This window comes from Duganella sp. GW821-FHT07G03 (assembly GCF_059418605.1).
This window is the reverse complement of the sequence record NZ_JBWKQE010000045.1, coordinates 1-15,867: the sequence shown is the minus strand read 5'-3', so window position 1 is coordinate 15,867 and position 15,867 is coordinate 1. Positions and strand designations below refer to the sequence as shown.

At 64.2% G+C, this 15,867-nt stretch carries 17 protein-coding genes; 6 read left to right on the top strand and 11 right to left on the bottom strand.

Annotated features, from left to right (window positions below):
• Positions 1-158 precede the first annotated feature (158 nt).
• The gene (locus tag AC07OK_RS30395; RefSeq protein WP_494693777.1) at positions 159-1,511 is read right to left on the bottom strand and encodes a CoA transferase; all 1,353 of its coding nucleotides are present in this window, start codon (positions 1,509-1,511) and stop codon (positions 159-161) included.
• Positions 1,512-1,611: 100 nt separating this feature from the next.
• Between AC07OK_RS30395 and AC07OK_RS30390 the strand changes: the two genes are divergently transcribed.
• Positions 1,612-2,808, top strand: coding sequence for a citrate synthase family protein (locus AC07OK_RS30390; protein WP_494693776.1), 1,197 nt, complete (start codon positions 1,612-1,614; stop codon positions 2,806-2,808).
• On the opposite strand, the gene AC07OK_RS30385 is transcribed toward AC07OK_RS30390, so the two are convergent.
• From AC07OK_RS30385 to alr, 3 genes are all read right to left on the bottom strand, one after another.
• Complete coding sequence (locus AC07OK_RS30385) at positions 2,789-3,109, bottom strand: PilZ domain-containing protein (protein WP_494693775.1); 321 nt, start codon at positions 3,107-3,109, stop codon at positions 2,789-2,791. The genes AC07OK_RS30390 and AC07OK_RS30385 overlap by 20 nt on opposite strands.
• A 71-nt stretch (positions 3,110-3,180) precedes the next feature.
• Positions 3,181-4,557 carry a DNA repair protein RadA gene (radA, locus tag AC07OK_RS30380; RefSeq protein WP_332855610.1) on the bottom strand — a complete coding sequence of 459 codons (1,377 nt, stop codon included), beginning with the start codon at positions 4,555-4,557 and terminating at the stop codon, positions 3,181-3,183.
• A 4-nt stretch (positions 4,558-4,561) separates the two neighbouring features.
• Entirely contained in the window at positions 4,562-5,656 is a 1,095-nt protein-coding gene (alr, locus tag AC07OK_RS30375; protein WP_494693774.1) for an alanine racemase, read from the bottom strand.
• A 129-nt stretch (positions 5,657-5,785) separates the two neighbouring features.
• Here alr and lplT point away from each other — a divergent pair, with 129 nt between their 5' ends.
• On the top strand, positions 5,786-7,048 hold the full coding sequence (gene lplT / locus AC07OK_RS30370) for a lysophospholipid transporter LplT (RefSeq protein ID WP_494693773.1): 1,263 nt from the start codon (positions 5,786-5,788) through the stop codon (positions 7,046-7,048).
• A 7-nt stretch (positions 7,049-7,055) separates the two neighbouring features.
• Here the strand turns inward: lplT and AC07OK_RS30365 are convergent, their stop codons facing one another.
• The 4 genes from AC07OK_RS30365 to tsaB are packed head-to-tail and all read right to left on the bottom strand — an operon-like array spanning position 7,056 to position 10,144.
• Positions 7,056-8,051, bottom strand: coding sequence for a DUF1853 family protein (locus AC07OK_RS30365; RefSeq protein ID WP_494693772.1), 996 nt, complete (start codon positions 8,049-8,051; stop codon positions 7,056-7,058).
• Complete coding sequence (locus AC07OK_RS30360) at positions 8,044-8,979, bottom strand: uracil-DNA glycosylase (protein ID WP_494693771.1); 936 nt, start codon at positions 8,977-8,979, stop codon at positions 8,044-8,046. Before AC07OK_RS30360 ends, AC07OK_RS30365 begins: the two co-directional genes overlap by 8 nt.
• Positions 8,976-9,446 carry a ribosomal protein S18-alanine N-acetyltransferase gene (gene rimI, locus AC07OK_RS30355; RefSeq protein WP_494693770.1) on the bottom strand — a complete coding sequence of 157 codons (471 nt, stop codon included), beginning with the start codon at positions 9,444-9,446 and terminating at the stop codon, positions 8,976-8,978. Before rimI ends, AC07OK_RS30360 begins: the two co-directional genes overlap by 4 nt.
• Positions 9,443-10,144, bottom strand: coding sequence for a tRNA (adenosine(37)-N6)-threonylcarbamoyltransferase complex dimerization subunit type 1 TsaB (tsaB, locus tag AC07OK_RS30350; protein ID WP_494693769.1), 702 nt, complete (start codon positions 10,142-10,144; stop codon positions 9,443-9,445). Before tsaB ends, rimI begins: the two co-directional genes overlap by 4 nt.
• Before the next feature lie 97 nt (positions 10,145-10,241).
• On the opposite strand from tsaB, the gene AC07OK_RS30345 reads away from it, so the two are divergent.
• Complete coding sequence (locus tag AC07OK_RS30345; protein ID WP_494693768.1) at positions 10,242-10,670, top strand: thioredoxin family protein; 429 nt, start codon at positions 10,242-10,244, stop codon at positions 10,668-10,670.
• Positions 10,671-10,682: 12 nt separating this feature from the next.
• On the opposite strand, the gene AC07OK_RS30340 is transcribed toward AC07OK_RS30345, so the two are convergent.
• Positions 10,683-11,747 carry an MBL fold metallo-hydrolase gene (locus AC07OK_RS30340; RefSeq protein ID WP_494693767.1) on the bottom strand — a complete coding sequence of 355 codons (1,065 nt, stop codon included), beginning with the start codon at positions 11,745-11,747 and terminating at the stop codon, positions 10,683-10,685.
• 187 nt (positions 11,748-11,934) lie between these two features.
• On the opposite strand from AC07OK_RS30340, the gene AC07OK_RS30335 reads away from it, so the two are divergent.
• Complete coding sequence (locus AC07OK_RS30335) at positions 11,935-12,699, top strand: SDR family oxidoreductase (RefSeq protein ID WP_494693766.1); 765 nt, start codon at positions 11,935-11,937, stop codon at positions 12,697-12,699.
• A gap of 97 nt (positions 12,700-12,796) precedes the next feature.
• Here AC07OK_RS30335 and AC07OK_RS30330 read toward each other — a convergent pair whose 3' ends face one another.
• On the bottom strand, positions 12,797-13,147 hold the full coding sequence (locus AC07OK_RS30330) for a nuclear transport factor 2 family protein (protein WP_494693765.1): 351 nt from the start codon (positions 13,145-13,147) through the stop codon (positions 12,797-12,799).
• 113 nt (positions 13,148-13,260) lie between these two features.
• Positions 13,261-14,004 (bottom strand): SDR family NAD(P)-dependent oxidoreductase, encoded by a 744-nt coding sequence (locus tag AC07OK_RS30325; RefSeq protein ID WP_494693764.1) that lies wholly within the window; start codon positions 14,002-14,004, stop codon positions 13,261-13,263.
• A 137-nt stretch (positions 14,005-14,141) separates the two neighbouring features.
• On the opposite strand from AC07OK_RS30325, the gene AC07OK_RS30320 reads away from it, so the two are divergent.
• Both AC07OK_RS30320 and AC07OK_RS30315 read left to right on the top strand, forming a co-directional pair.
• A complete protein-coding gene (locus tag AC07OK_RS30320) occupies positions 14,142-15,026 on the top strand; it encodes an AraC family transcriptional regulator (RefSeq protein ID WP_494693763.1) in 885 nt (294 codons plus the stop codon).
• A gap of 171 nt (positions 15,027-15,197) precedes the next feature.
• A partial coding sequence (locus AC07OK_RS30315) for a class I SAM-dependent methyltransferase (RefSeq protein ID WP_494693762.1) occupies positions 15,198-15,867 on the top strand: 670 nt, incomplete at its 3' end.

Genomic DNA, 15,867 nt, shown 5'->3' with positions numbered 1-15,867 from the left:
AGTCAGCTCACCATCGCTCTTGGCGAGCTGAGATCGTTAATCGCTATCTTCAAAATTTGAGGGGAAGGTTCAGGGTCAAGTCTGACATTCGGACACGAGCTCAACCATAAAGGCACCGCTATGGTTGAGCCCGTGTCCGAATGTCAGACCCCAGTTTTTTACCAGCTTGGCGGCGACGAGCCCAGTTCGCTGGCGGGCCGCGCCCATGCCATCGGCGCGCCATCGATCGCCACCGGCGGTAGGTAGCGGCGGGCCGCGCCCCACGCGGTTTCCTCCAGCGCCGGCGCCAGGTCCGCGTCGCTTGCCGCCGCCAGCGGTTGGGCGTCCATGCCCCCATCCTGCGGCGACTGCTCCGTCAGCAGCAAGGCGGTGCGCGCCAGCGATAGGCGCGCCTGCGTCGCACTTCCCCCTGCAAGCCGGTTTAGCAGCCCGCGCACCACCGCCGCCGCGGCCAGATAGCCGGTCGCGTGATCCAGCGCCTGCACCGGCAAGGGCACCGGCTTGTCCGCGCCCCGCCACTGCATGCCGCGCTGGGCGATGCCCACGCTCATCTGCACCAGGCTGTCGAAGCCGCGCCGCCCGCTCAACGGCCCCGACCAGCCATACGCATCCAGCGCCACATCGACCAATCCAGGATTCAACTGCCGGCGCATCTGTTCGCCGTATCCCAGTCTCTCCAACGCATCCGAACGATAGCCGTGCACCAGCACATCCGCCCCGGCCAGCAAATGCTCGAACACGGCGCGATCCGGCGCCAGTCGCAGATCCAGGCGCGCGCAGCGCTTGCCCAAGCTGACCTCCGGTATCACGCCCGGCTCGTTCCAGCCTGGCGGATCGATGCGCAGCACGTCCGCGCCATAGCCGGCCAGGAAGCGCGTCGCCACCGGCCCGGCCAGCACCCGCGTCAAGTCCAGCACCCTCAGCCCCGCCAGCGGCCGCGACGGCGTCGGCGCCCAGCCCGCATTGAAGCTGCCGGCCTGGGTCGACAACGCGACCAAGGATTCGGCCGCCACCGCCCGCCCCTGCTCATGCGCCGCCCATTCCGCGCCGGAGCGCATCAGCGCCGCGCAGCCGCCCTGCGCCACCACCGCCGCTTCGAGCTCGACGCCGCGCCAGCCGGCCACCGCCCGCGCCACCGCCTCGCGTTCGACCGGCGCCTTCAACACCGCCAGCGCTGCATCGCGGTGATGCGGCGCGTTGGTGTGCAGGCGTATCCAGCCGTCGGCGGTCCTATAATCGCCGGCCACCGGATCCCACAGCGGTGGCAGCTCCCAGCCCACCGGACGCAGCGACCAGCTGAACCACAGCGACGCCAGCCGCCGATCGACCACCAGGTCCGCCGGCCGCCCGCCCTGCGCCGCGATCAGCTGCCGCACCGCCAGCGCAGCCGCGCCCACCGACGCCGCCGCCAACTCCGTCACCGCATAACACGATGGCAGTTCGCCCTCGCCGGTGAACGTCACGCACTCCCGCGCCGACAAGGACAGCGCGGACGACATAGCCTCCAACATTTTAGACATGAACGCTCCAGTAATTGATATGCTGTCCCAGCTTAGGACCGCCCACAGAGGGCGTCAATCTTGACTTGAAGTGTCAACATAGGAAACCGAGATGGTCTGGATGACAGCGGCAGAAGCGCTGAACCTACTGAATGTCCGCCCGCAAACGCTGTACGCCAACGTCAGCCGGGGCAAGATACGCGCCAAGTCCGACGAGGCCGATCCGCGCCGCAGCCTCTACCATCGCGACGACATCCTGCGCATGGCCCGACGCAGCAACGGCCGCCGCAAGATCGAAGCCGTCTCCGCGCAGGCGATGCAATGGGGCGACCCGGTGCTGCCGTCCGCCATCTCCACCGCCGCCGACGGCCGCCTGCTCTACCGCGGCCGCGACGCCGTCACGTTGTCCGAAACCGCCACGCTGGAAGAGATCGCCGATTTATTGTGGGAGGCCGAACCCGGCCAACTGCTGGCAACGCCAGCCGCCGCGCCGTCCGCCCGCGCACCGGCAGCAGCAGCGCACGCACAAACCGCCATCGCAGCGCCGGCCAGCGCGCTGGGCGCCGGCCTGCTGGCCCTGGCGCTGCGCAGCGCCAGCGACGCGCCCTCGATGGACCGCCCCGCCGCCGAGCTGCGCGCCGAAGCCGCCGCCGTCCTGGCCACGCTCACGCACGCGATGATCGGCCCCGCAGGCGAGCAGGCCGCCACCATCAGCCACCGCCTGGCCCTCGCCTGGCAACGCCCGGCCTCCGAAGACCTGCTGCGCCGCGCGCTGGTGCTGATGGCCGACCACGAACTAAACGCCTCCACCTTCGCCACCCGCGTCGCCATCTCGACCGGCGCCTCGCTGGCGGCCGGCGTGCTGGCCGGCTTCACCACGCTGACCGGTCCGCTGCACGGCGGCGCCTCGGCCGAATTCTCCCAACTGGCCGCCGCCGCCCGCGCGCACGGCCCCGAAGCCGCCGTCGCCACATGGCGCGCCAGCGGCCGCCCGCTGCCCGGCTTCGGCCACATGCTGTACGCGGAAGGCGACCCGCGCGCCCGCGCCTTGATGAAATTATTACCGGAATTGCAGCCGCACACAGCCCTCGCCGCCGCGGCCGAAGCCCAGGCGGGGGAATTGCCGAACATTGATTTTGCGCTGACCTTGCTGGCCGCCGCGCACGGGCTGCCGGATGACGCGCCGTTCATCCTGTTTGCGCTGGGCCGCTGCGTCGGCTGGCTGGCGCATGCACTCGAACAAGTGCAGGCGCGTCGCCCGATCCGCCCCAGGGCCCGCTACGTCGGCCCTAGCGCAGGAACTTGTTGATGGCGCTGGCGTTGGCGCTATCCAGATTGAGGAACTGGTAACCGATCTTGAAATGGTCGCCGCTGAAAATGCAATAAGTCACCTTGGAGCGGCAGGTCAGGATCTGCGGCTTACCATCGAGGAACAGCTCGAACGTCACATTCCCCATATGCCCGACCGCCAATTTGTGCTCGAACGTTATCGACAAACCGCTGGCGCTGATATCGAGCGTGCGTCCCGGCTGTGGCTGCATGCCGTCCATCACCGCCACCACCTTGGAGCGCAGGATCTTGCGCGCGACTGACCTCTGATCAACTAACACTATCTATCCTCTTGTACGTTTGCGTTACCAATTATTCAGTATTAATGATTACAACACGTAACAATACAACGTTATTGGATTTCGCGCAGCTTATTGAAGGCATCGTCGATGCGATCGACCGCGATGATGGTCATGCCCTCGATCGGCTGCTTGGGCGCATTGGCGGTCGGGATCATCGCCATCGAGAAGCCCAGCTTGGCCGCCTCGCGCAAGCGCTCCTGCCCGCGCGGCGCCGGCCGGATCTCGCCGGCCAGGCCCACCTCGCCGAACACCACGAAACCACGCGGCAGCGGCTTGCTGCGCATCGAGGAATTAATCGCCAGCAGCACCGCCAGATCGGCCGCCGGCTCGGTGATCTTGACCCCGCCCACCGCGTTGATGAACACGTCCTGGTCGAAGGCCGCGATGCCCGCATGACGGTGCAGCACAGCCAGCAGCATCGCCAGCCTATTCTGCTCCAACCCGACCGACAGGCGGCGCGCGTTAGGCAGATGGCTGGCGTCGACCAGCGCCTGGATCTCCACCAGCAGCGGACGCGTGCCCTCCTGCGTCACCATCACGCAGGAGCCGGGCACCTGATTGTCATGCTGGGACAGGAACAGCGCCGACGGATTGGACACGCCCTTCAAGCCCTTCTCCGTCATCGCGAACACGCCCAGCTCGTTGACCGCGCCGAAACGGTTCTTGATCGCGCGCACCAGGCGGAAGCTGGAATGATTGTCGCCCTCGAAATACAGCACCGTATCGACGATGTGCTCCAGCACGCGCGGCCCGGCCAGCGCGCCTTCCTTGGTCACGTGGCCGACCAGGATGATGGTGATGCCGGTCTGCTTGGCCACGCGGGTCAGCTGCGCCGCGCACTCGCGCACCTGCGCCACCGAACCCGGCGCCGAACTGAGCGCGTCCGAATACACGGTCTGGATCGAATCGATGACCGCCACTTCCGGCTTCAGGTCAGCCAGCGTGCCGAGGATCTTCTCCAGCTGTATCTCCGCCTGCAATTTCAAATCGCGGGCGTCGATGTTCAGCCGCTTGGCGCGCAACGCGATCTGCGCGCCGGACTCCTCGCCGCTGACATACAGGACTTTTTTCAGATGCGACACATTGGCCAGCGCCTGCAACAGCAAGGTCGACTTGCCGATGCCCGGATCGCCGCCGATCAACACCACGCCACCGGCCACCAGGCCGCCGCCCAGCACCCGGTCGAACTCCTCGATGCCGGTGCCGAAGCGCGGCACGTCGATGGCGTCGATATCGGCCAGCGACAGCACCGGCGCGGTCTGCGCCAGCGACATGTGCTGCGGTTGCGAGTAGCGGTTGTTGCCGCCCGCCTCGACGACGGTCTCCACCATCGTGTTCCACTGCTGGCAGGACGGACACTGGCCGGTCCATTTGGTGGCCGTGCCGCCGCAGTCGCTGCAGGTGTAGTTGGTTTTTGCCTTGGCCATCCGTTCAGCCTTCCACAACCGGCACGCGCTGCGCCAATGCGCACATCAGCTCATAGCCGATGGTGCCGGCCGCCGTCGCCACGTCGTCGATCGGCATGCCGCGTCCCCACAGCGTGACCTTGCTGCCGACGCCAGCCGACGGCAGGCCCGTCAGGTCCACGGTCAACATGTCCATCGACACCCGGCCCACCAGCGTGGTCGCCACGCCGTCGACCAGCACGGGCGTGCCCATCGGCGCGCTGCGCGGATAGCCGTCCGCATAGCCGCAGGCCACCACGCCGATACGCATCGGACCCTCGGCCTGGTAGCGGCTGCCGTAGCCGACCACGTCGCCGGCCACGATGTTCTGCACGCCGATGATCTCGCTGCTCAAGGTCATGGTCGGCTCCAGGCCGAACGATGCCGCCGTGGCGCCGCCCGGCGAGCCGCCGTACAGCATGATGCCGGGACGTACCCAGTCGTTGCGCAAGGTTTTCTGGTGCATCAGCACCCCCGCCGAATTGGACAGGCTGCGCGCCCCCGCCAGCCCGGCCGTGCCCAGCTCGAAGCGGCGCACCTGCTCGGCGATCGGCAGCAGCGGATGCTCGGCGTCGTCGGCGTTGGCGAAGTGGGTGATCATGGTGATGCTGCCGACGCAGGTAATCGCGCTCAGGCGCGCATGCGCGGCGGCGTAGGCGTCCGGCATGAAGCCGAGCCGGTTCATGCCGCTGTTCATTTTCAGATGCAGATCAAATTTGATGCCGCGCGCCGTCAGCGCCGCTTGCGCCGCCTCCAGCCACGCCAGCTGCTCGACGCAATGCACGGCGGCCTGCAGGTTGTAGCCGGCCATGGTGTGCAGATCGGCCGGATCGAAGAAACCCTCCAGTAACAGGATGGGCTTTTTCCAGCCCAGCTCGCGCAGGCGCACGGCGTAGTCGATCTCCACCAGCGCCAGGCCGTCGGCGTCGGCGAAACCGCGCATCGCCCGCTCCAGGCCGTGGCCGTAGCCGTTCGCCTTGACCACCCCCCAGGCCTTGGCGCCGGGCGCATTCGCCCTGGCGCGGGCCAGGTTATGCTTCATGGATTCAACGTGGATGGTTGCGAGGATCGGCCTAGGCATATGCAGTTTGAGCGGAATATGGGAAGGCCGTATTTTACCGTGTAGCAGCCTAACTGCACGGCTCAATTCTTGGGGATACGATCAAAGCATGGTATAAAGCAAGCCAGATAAGTTTTCAGGCACCCCAGAATGAATCGTGGTTTCTATACCATTATGGCAGCGCAATTTTTTTCGTCCCTGGCGGATAATGCGCTGCTCTTTGTTGCGATCGACCTGCTGGTAACGATGAAGTCCCCAGCATGGATCACACCACTGCTGAAGCTCTCATTTACGCTCTTTTACGTACTGTTGGCCGCATTTGTTGGCGCCTTCGCCGATTCGATGCCCAAGGGCAAGGTCATGTTCATCTCCAACCTGATCAAGGTTGGCGGCTGTCTGCTGATCTTCGCCCACGTCCATCCCTTATTGGCCTATGCGCTGGTCGGTTTTGGCGCCGCGGTGTATTCGCCGGCCAAATACGGCATCCTCACCGAATTGCTACCCGCGGAAAAACTCGTGGCCGCCAATGGCTGGGTCGAAGGCTTGACCGTGATGTCGATTATTTTCGGCACCGTCATGGGCGGCAAGCTGGTCGGCGGCCAGGTGTCGTCCTTCCTGCTGGGCTTTGACTTCCCGCTGATCGACACCGGCATCGACACCCCGCCCGAGGCGGCGCTGTGCGTGGTGGTGGCCATCTATATGCTGGCGGCGCTGTTCAACACCCGCATCCCGGACACCGGCTGCGTCTACGGCCACCAGGAACGCAACCCGATCAAGCTGATCACCGACTTCGCCAACTGCTACGGCCTGCTGTGGAAAGACAAGCTGGGCCAGATCTCGCTGGCGGTCACCACGCTGTTCTGGGGCGCCGCGCAAACGCTGCAATTCATCGTGCTGGAGTGGGCCAACCGCACCCTCAAGCTGACCTACGAACAATCGACCAGCCTGGTCGGCGTGGTCGCCATCGGCGTCGCGCTGGGCGCGGTGCTGTCGGCGCGCTTCATCTCGCTGCGCAAATCGCTGAACGTGATCCCGATGGGCATCGCCATGGGCGTCATCGTCATCAGCATGACCATGGTGAAATCGGTGGCGCTGGCCTATCCGCTGCTGATCCTGGTCGGCCTGCTGGGCGGCTTCTTCCTGGTGCCGATGAACGCGCTGCTGCAACACCGCGGCCACGTGCTGATGAGCGCCGGCCACTCGATCGCGGTGCAGAACTTCAATGAGAACCTGTCCATCCTGACCATGCTGGCGGTGTACTCGCTGATGCTGCGCGGCCACCTGAACCTGGACGTCATCATCGTGCTGTTCGGCCTGTTCCTGGCGGGCACCATGTACCTCATCATGCGCAAGCATGCGGCCAACCAGCGCGAGTTCGATTCGGTCGCGCTGATCGGCGAGCTGAAACACTAGTCGCCGATTAAGCCGGCAGCGCCCCGTCCAGGCGGCGCTGCGCGGCTTGCGCGCGCCAGTCGTCCGGCACCACGAAGCCGCGACACCGCTCCACCAACCACTCCCCCCGCTGCTCCAGCTCCGCCACCATCACCGGCGCGGCCACCTGCGCCATGTGCTCGTGCAGCGCGGCCAGCAGTTCATCCTTGCTCATCGCGCTCGACTCCAGCGGCATCTTCAACGGCGCCAGCCAGTGCAGGCGCGGCATGATGGCGTAGCGCTCGCCTTGCAATGCGGCGGCCTGCTGCAGCGTGATCCAGAAGCCGTTGCAATGCGGCTGGGAGATGCCCGCCATCGGCGCCGCGCCCTCCCCGCCCGGATAGAACAGCCAGCCCTTGACCAGCGCCTGCGCCCGCGCCACCGGCTGCGGCAGCAGGGGCTGGGCCGCCGGATGGCTGGCCAGCGAGAGTTGCTTGTCGAAGATCTTGCGCATCTTGGCGCCCAGCGTGTCGGCCAGGTTGGGGCCGATCAGGCCGTTGAAGTCGGCGCCGGCCTCGCTGGCGTCGAGCAGGTAGAACTTGGTGGCGAACTCCAGGTGGACCAGTTCGTCGCCGTCGCGCAGCAGGAAGTCGAACTCGCCGACGGTGTCGTTGCGGCTGGCGCGCACTTGCAGGCCGTGCGCGACCAGCTTGCCATGCTCGGCGAAATAGAAGGCCATCAGCTTTTCAGCGTACAGGCCGAGGCGCGAATAGTGACGAGTGCCCAGCGCGGCCTCGAGCGGGATCGGATCCTGCTCCAGCGCGGCCAGCCAGTCGGCCGTTTCCGGCGACATGGAGCCCAGCGTGGCGATGCGGCCGTGCCAGTGCGGTGAGGCCGGGTCCAGCAGATCGGGGGCGTCCAGCAGCCATGCCAGCGCCCGCACGTGCGGACGGGTCAGGTGCCCCCAGCGCTGTTCGAAGCGTGCTTGATAGCTGTCCGCCGGCGTCGACGTGTTCAACGGCGCGGCGAGCGGCAGGCTAGTCACGGGCAGCCTTGGCGAGACACAGGTCGCCCCAGGCCTTGGCCTTGTCTTCCGGCTTGCGCAGCAGGTCGTCCGGGTGATAGGTGGCCACCACCGGCAATTGGGCGGCGCCGTAACGCATCACCTGGCCGCGTGCGGCCGGGCCCATCATCAGGCCCTTGGCGGCGTACTGGCCGAAGGTCATGGCCATCGCCGCGCCGGTCAGCGCCAGTTCGCGCTCCAGGAACGGACGGCAGGCCAGCAGCTCCTCGCCGCTCGGCGCGCGGTCGGCGCCGTCGGGGCCGGACGGGCGGCATTTGACCAGGTTGGTCACGTAGACGTCCGTCTCCGGTTTGAGGGAGATGGCTTTCAACATATTGTCCAGCAACTGCCCCGCCTCGCCGGCGATCGCCTGGTTCTCCTTTTCGTCCAGGCGCGACGGCGCGGCGGCGATGGCGATCCAGCTGGCGTCGGCGGCGCCACGGCCGTTGACGGCGTTGCGGCGCGTATCGCACAGCGCGCAGCGGGTGCAGGTGGAGACGGCGGTCTTCAACGCGGCCCAATCCATCGCGGCGATGGCGGCATCGCTGACCGGCTCGGCGCGCGCAGGTACGGGCGCCTCGTCGAACCAGGCGGTCGAGTCTTCGTCGGCCGCGGCGAACGGTACTTCTTCGGCCGGCGGCTCGGGGGCGAACGTTGGCGCGGGCGTTGGCGCAGGCGCCGCCACGGGTGCGGGTGCGGGCGCGGCAACTGCAACGGGCGCCGACACTGGCACGGGTGCCGGGACGGCAGCTGGCGCCGGCGGCGCTTCAGCCGCCACCGCTACTGGCTCCCCGGCCACGTCATCCTCAACGACCGCCTCTTCGCCGACAGCGGGATTGCGCAACTTCCATTGCACGCCCACGCCCATCTCGTCGAGGAACACGGTACTGCGGGCTATCGTCTGACTCATAAACTGAATCGCATAACGATTGCGTCCTCGCGTTGCTGATTGGCGGCCGGGTAATAGCCCTTGCGCCGACCAATCTGTTGAAATCCGTAGCGCCCATAAATCTCCAGCGCCCGCGTATTCGATGGCCGCACTTCCAGCAGCACCGATTCCATGCCCAGCCCGCGCGAACAAGCCACGGCCTGGTTCAGCAGGAACCGTCCGAGGCCCTGCCCCTGCCGCTCCGCCGACACCGCCACGTTCAGCAAATGCGCCTCGTCGACGATCGTCATCAGCAGGAAATAGCCCAGCAAATCGCCGTGCTGGTCGCGCAACACCCACGCCTCATAATTGCTGTTGAGGGAATCGACGAAATTGGCCATGCTCCAGGGATGCGGATAAACGCTCTCCTCCAGCGCCACCACATCGAGCAAATCGGTTTGCCGCATCGGCTCATAGTTCAGCCGCGCCAGGTCCCACATCTGCTTCATGCGCCACCTTCAGCGGCCTTGGCGGCCGCCATGTCGCGCCGTTCGGCCTGGGTGTATGCGATCTTGTTACGCAAATACAGCGGCTGCGCCTCGGCCGCCGTCACGGTCGCGCCGGCGGCAAAGGCGATCGCCGCCAGCTGCGCGACCTGCTCCGCATGCGGCATCACCTCGGCAAAGCCGCCGCCGGCAAACGCCTCGGCATAGGCCGACAGACCGTTGCCGCAAGCGACAGGCGCGCCCAGCGGCTGCACGCCCTCGGGCGCCGACAGCGCGGGCGGCAGCACGGCCGCCGGCGCAGCACCGTCCGCAAAGCGGTACTGGGCCCAGTACACCTCGCCCATGCGCGCATCGAGCACCGCCAGCACGTCGCCGGCGCCATGGCGCTGATGGCAAGCCAGCGCCATCGCGTCCAGCGTCACCACCGGCACCACCGGCAGGTTGCCACCGAAGGCCAGGCCCTGGGCGATCCCGCAAGCGGTGCGCACGCCGGTGAACGAACCGGGGCCGGAGCCGAAGGCGATGGCGTCGCAGTCTTTCAAGGCGATAGCGGCTTCGGCCAGCAGCTCCTGTATCATCGGCAGCACCGATTGCGAATGGGTGCGCACGCCCGAAGACACGCGGCTGATGACGGTCTCGCCGCGCAGCAGCGCGACCGAGGCCAGTTCGGAGGAGGTTTCAATGGCAAGAATAATAGGCATGCCGTATTTTAACCTGCCGCGCTGGCAGGCGCGACCCCGCGAGGGGATGTAGAATACGCCCCTTAGGCGCAGAGGCCGCCGTTAGCCCACGAATACCATGCACAGTGTGACCCTGAATTCCGACAATCGCGCAGAGATCGCCGCCGCCCTGGCCGGCGAGCGCTGGATCGTGGCCTGCCTGTGCGCGGCCTGGTGCGGCACCTGCGAGTCCTACCGCGCGACGTTCGAGGAGCTGGCCGCGCGCCACCCGGACAAGTTGTTCGTCTGGATCGACATCGAAGACCATGCAGACGTGGTGGGCGACCTGGACGTGGAGAACTTCCCCACCCTGCTGCTGCAACACCACGAACTGGTGGCCTTCTTCGGCACCATGCTGCCGGACGCCGCGCTGGCGCACCGCCTGGTGCAAGCCAAGTCCGCGCTCAGCGACGCCGAACTGGCCGAACTGGCCGTCAGCAGCGAAGAACGCCGCCGCTGGCAAGCAGACTGCAACCTGCGCACCTTGATGCGCAACGCGCAGGCCTGAGCGCCGGCGTCATCAAACGCTGTCGGAAGCGACCGGCAGCGCCTCGGCCTTCCAGCGCAGCATCCCGCCGGCCAGATTGGCGACCTGGCTAAAGCCGGCCTTGGTCAGCAGCACGCTGGCCTGGGCCGAACGCACGCCCGAGCGGCACACCGCCACCACCGGCCGCGCGCGGTCCAGCTCTCCCACGCGATCCATCAGCTGCGACAGCGGCACCAGCCGCGCGCCTTCTAGATGGCCCAGCTGGTCGATGAACTCCGGCGCCTCGCGCACGTCGACGATCTGGGCCTCGGCCAGATGCTCCAGCAACACCATCGGCTCGATCTCCCACACGCCGCTGAAACGCAAAGTCAGCGGCGCCCAGGTTGGCGCATCGGGCGCGGGCAGGTTGCCTTCCGGCTGACCGCAGCGCATATTGGCCGGCACCGCGATCGCAATCAGCTTGGGATGCGGCAGGTGCAGATTGTTCATATGCCCGGCGAAGTCGCCCTCGTCCACATCGCCGCCCAGGCGCGGATTAAAGCGGCGCTCCTCCGCCACGCTGGTCACGGTGATGCCGCGGTAGTCGTGCGCCGGATAGAGCAGGCAAGTCTCGGGCAGCGACAGGATCTGCTCGCGCACCGAAGCAAACAACTGCTGCGGACTGCCCTGCTGGAAATCGGTGCGGCCGCAGCCGCGTATCAGCAGGCTGTCGCCGGTGAAGGCCATGCTTTCGTCATCCAGCACAAAGGTCAAGCAGCCGTTGGTATGGCCGGGCGTGGCCCGCACCGTCAGATGGCGGCTGCCGAAATCGATGCGATCGCCATGCCGCAGCGGGCGGTCGGCCAGTTCCGCGCCCGCAGCTTCCGCCAGCGCGATGCGGCTGCCGCAGCTTTGATGCAAGCGCCAGGCGGCCGTCACGTGGTCCGCGTGGACGTGGGTGTCCAGCGTGGCCAGCAGACGCAAGCCCAACTCCTTCAACAACGCCAGGTCGCGCGGCGCCTGCTCGTAGACCGGGTCGATCAGCAGCGCCTCGCCGCTGTCACCCAGCAGATAGGTGTAGGTGGAGGATGTAGGATCGAACAGCTGGCGAAAAATCATGATGACGGCAATCTGAGTAAAGTGATCAAGGTAGTCCTCAAGCTTAGTCTGATTGGGCATACATGTGCAAGTACCGCGCCGCTTCAACGCCGGCGCGCTGCAATTGCGTAGCAAGAAACGGGTAGCCCATCATCCGCCGCCTACCTATGCTGGAGCCTCTCTATCACTCCTGCAGAAGGAAAAATCCATGCATCAGCTAACAGGAAAAGTGGCGATCGTCACCGGCGCGAGTTCGGGTATCGGCTACGAGACGGCCAGGCTATTCGCGCGTGAAGGCGCAAAGGTGGTCGTGACGGCGCGCCGCCAGGCCGAACTCATCGCGCTGGTCGCAGACATCGAACGTGACGGCGGCGAGGCGGTCGCCGTCGCCGGCGACATCCGCGACGAGCAACTCGCGCGGGCACTGGTGGAAACGGCGGTCGGCCGCTTCGGCGGACTCGACATCGCCTTCAACAACGCCGGCATGACGGGCGACGCCACACCGGTGTGCGACATTTCCATCGACGCCTGGCAGGCCATCGTCGACACCAACCTGACCAGCGCCTTCCTCGGTGCAAAATATCAGCTGCCGGCCATGATCAAGCGCGGGGGCGGCTCCATCATCTTTACCTCGACCATCGTTGGCAGCACGGTCGGTTTTCCTGGCATGGGCGCCTATGCCGCCAGCAAGGCCGGCTTGATCGGCCTGATGCAGGTCATCGCCGTCGAATATGGCACCCACGGCGTAAGAGCCAACGCGCTGCTACCCGGCGGCACCGACACCCCGATGGGCCGGGCCAGCGCCAACACGCCCGAAGCGCGCGCCTTCGTCGAAGGCCTGCACGCGCTCAAGCGCTTGGCACTGCCGGAGGAAATCGCCCGCTCGGCGCTCTATCTGGCCTCCGACGCATCAAGCTTCACCACGGGATCGAACCTGAGAGTGGATGGCGGCGCGTCGGTCAACCGGACGTGAGTGACACATCCGTGGCACTAATGAAAAATAACAAGCTCCTGTAACCGACCAGCAGCGGACGCTCGCGATGTGGAAAGCGCCCGTTGGCGGCCCGGTATTATTCAAGGCCGGCATCGATTCGGATGAAAATTCCTTCAGTATTTACAGACATTATCAGTGTGCCGATTTCGTGTCCGAAATCACCCGCGAAGTCGACTCGCACGTGCGCCCGATAATCGTTCAGGATGTCCATGGACAGGAATCGAGTCACCGTGTGATACCCGATGAAATACCGCTCGATATAATTGCAGATGCCTGCATGACCATCGAAACAATGTCCGGTCGACGGGTCATCTATCACCGCATCCGGCGCAAACAGTGCTAACACCCGCGCTACATCATGGGAGTTGGCCGCAGCAATGAACGCATCCACGGCCGCGCGTAGCTTGATTGTTTTTCTAGCCGTCACATTAACTCCCGTTCTGCCACGGTGCCAGCACGGAAGTGTGGAAGCCGATGGGATGGTCGATGTCGCTCACCGATATAAAAACGTGATCCAACATATTGGTTTGCTCCTTTCGGTCAGATGATGTAGCCACCGGCGACTTCAATGTTTTGCGCGTTGATCCAACCGCCATCTTCCGTCAGCAGCATGGCAATCACCCGCGCAACATCTTCAGGTTCACCAACGCGGCCCAGCGCGGTCTGCGCCGCGAGCAGAGCTTCAAATTTGTCGTCCAGGCCGCCGCCCAGTTCCGTCTGAATCGCTCCTGGAGAAACAGAGTTCACGCGGATTCGGCGTTCCGCGAATTCCTTGGCCATGTATCGCGTGAGCACTTCCAGCCCCCCTTTGAGCGAGGCGTATGGCGCCACGCCCTTGGTTGCAACGCGTGTCGTTGCGCTGCACAGGTTGACTATGCTGGAACCTTGTTTCATCAGCGGCAGCAATGACTGGGTCAGGAAGAATGGCCCCTTGAGGTGAACGTTCATCAAGCCATCGAATTCTGCTTCGGTCACGGTTTCGATGGGTTTAAACAAACCGTAGCCCGCATTATTTACCAAGCCACTCACTTCATTCTCGCCCCATACGCTGGACAATGTGGCCGACACCTCGTTGCGGAAGTCGGAGAAATCTCGAGGGATGCCGACATCCAGTTTCAAGGCTGCTGCCGAGCCTCCAGCCTCGCAGATCTGACGTACCACCGCGCTGGCTTTGTCCGCCTGGCTGTTATAGGTGAGTATGACGCCTAGTCCACGACGCGCGCATTCCAGCGCGGTGCTGGCTCCAATACCGCGGCTGCCGCCAGTGATAAGTACAACCTTCATTTTGACTCCGTTAAGCGGTTACATGAGCCTACATGGTAGCCAGCGGCGTTGAATCTGGCCTCTCATTTTGAGCCTCAATCCTGCCTATTTCTGCTTTTAAGTTGCAAGAGGTCAGCAAGGTGATGTTTAATCCCTGCATGGAAAAACAACTTGATGAACTTCGCACCCTGACCGCTCACGCCGAAAACCGGCGCACTGAGACCGGCATACCGCGCGTCGCGATGGTCCAGGGAACCATCCCCGAACATCAATTGGCTGCAGCCTACGAGCCTATGATTAATCTGATTCTGCGGGGAAGTAAGAGCATAACCGTCGGAGGACGGACCTTACACTATGATCCTGCTACCTATTTCGTCATGTCCGTTGGTTTGCCGGCCAGTGGGGTGGTGCGGCCGTCCGAAACTGGCTTGCCCTACCTTGCGGTCAGCTTGACTCTGGATGCCGGAATTGTCGCGAATCTACTGAGCGACCTACCTAATACTCCCAGCCAATGGTGTGATGACAAAAATGCGTTCTCCGTGGCCGCTGTGACGCCAGAGCTACTGGATGCCTGGGTCCGCATGCTGCGTTTGATGAACCATCCGTCAGACATACCAGCGTTGGCTTCGGGCTATGAGCGAGAAATTCTCTATCGCGTATTGCAAGGGCCGTTGGGCTGGATGCTGCGCGACATCGCCTTGCCCGATTCGACACTCGCGCGCGTCAATCAGGCCATTCAACACATTCGTCGCAACTCTGCATTGCCGCTGCGTGTGGAGGACTTGGCAGATAGCGTAGCCATGAGCGCATCGTCATTCCACCGCCACTTCAAATCCGTCACCACGCTAAGTCCAGTCCAATATCAAAAGCAAATCCGACTGCTCAATGCCCGCACTCTGCTCATAGCCTCCGGCTACAGCGTAACCGCCGCCGCCCACGAAGTCGGCTACCAAAGCGCTACACAATTCAGCAGAGAATATGCGCGTGAGTTTGGTCAGGCGCCAGGGCGAGACGCAATGAGGATCGTTAGGGAAATGAAGTGACCGTGCAGAGCAAAGTGACCTTGGGGGATGGCATCGGCTGGACGTGACAATATGTGATTTTTCCACTCGAGCAAGATGCTATCCTTCCCCGTCGGCCGGATTCAAGAGCGGCCGGATGCCGGAAGAACTTCGCGACGATGCTTGGACCTTAATCGAAAGAAAGTGGACCTTATGCCTGCTTTGATTAGCGGTACGGAAGGATATGCCGAAGAGGCCAAGCTTTTGATAGAAAGGTGGCGACATATATCTTTTGAGAGCCAGCATAAGATAGTTTTCGACCTTTTACCTTTAGCCCCGAGCAGGATATTGGATATTGGCTCAGGTATTGGCACTGATGCGGCTGCGTTCGCTGCGATGGGCCATCAGGTAGTTGCTGTCGAGCCCACAAAAGAGTTGCGTTTACCTGGCATCGAGTTTCATAGGAAATATGCGATTGAATGGTTGGATGACAGTCTTCCTGATTTGCCGCTCCTTCGTGCTAGGAATGAGACGTTTGACGTCGTCATGTTGACGGCGGTGTGGATGCATCTTGATGAAGGGCAGCGTTGCCGAGCGATGCCCATTGTCGCTTCATTGCTCTCTGCGACAGGCATCATGATTATGTCGTTACGCCATGGCGCAGTTCCAAGCGGCCGTCGCATGTTCGAAGTCACAGCGGCAGAAACCATCGAGTTGGCTGCGCAGCAAGGGCTGAAGCCAGTTCTCAATATTTGCACGCAGTCCGTTTCGGTAGAAAATCGGATGGCAGATGTGCGTTGGACGCGCCGGGGGTGTACTGTATTCTGTGTAAACGGGTTTTCGTTTAAGCCTGCGGCACCCGGTCTTCAAACTGGATGGCGAA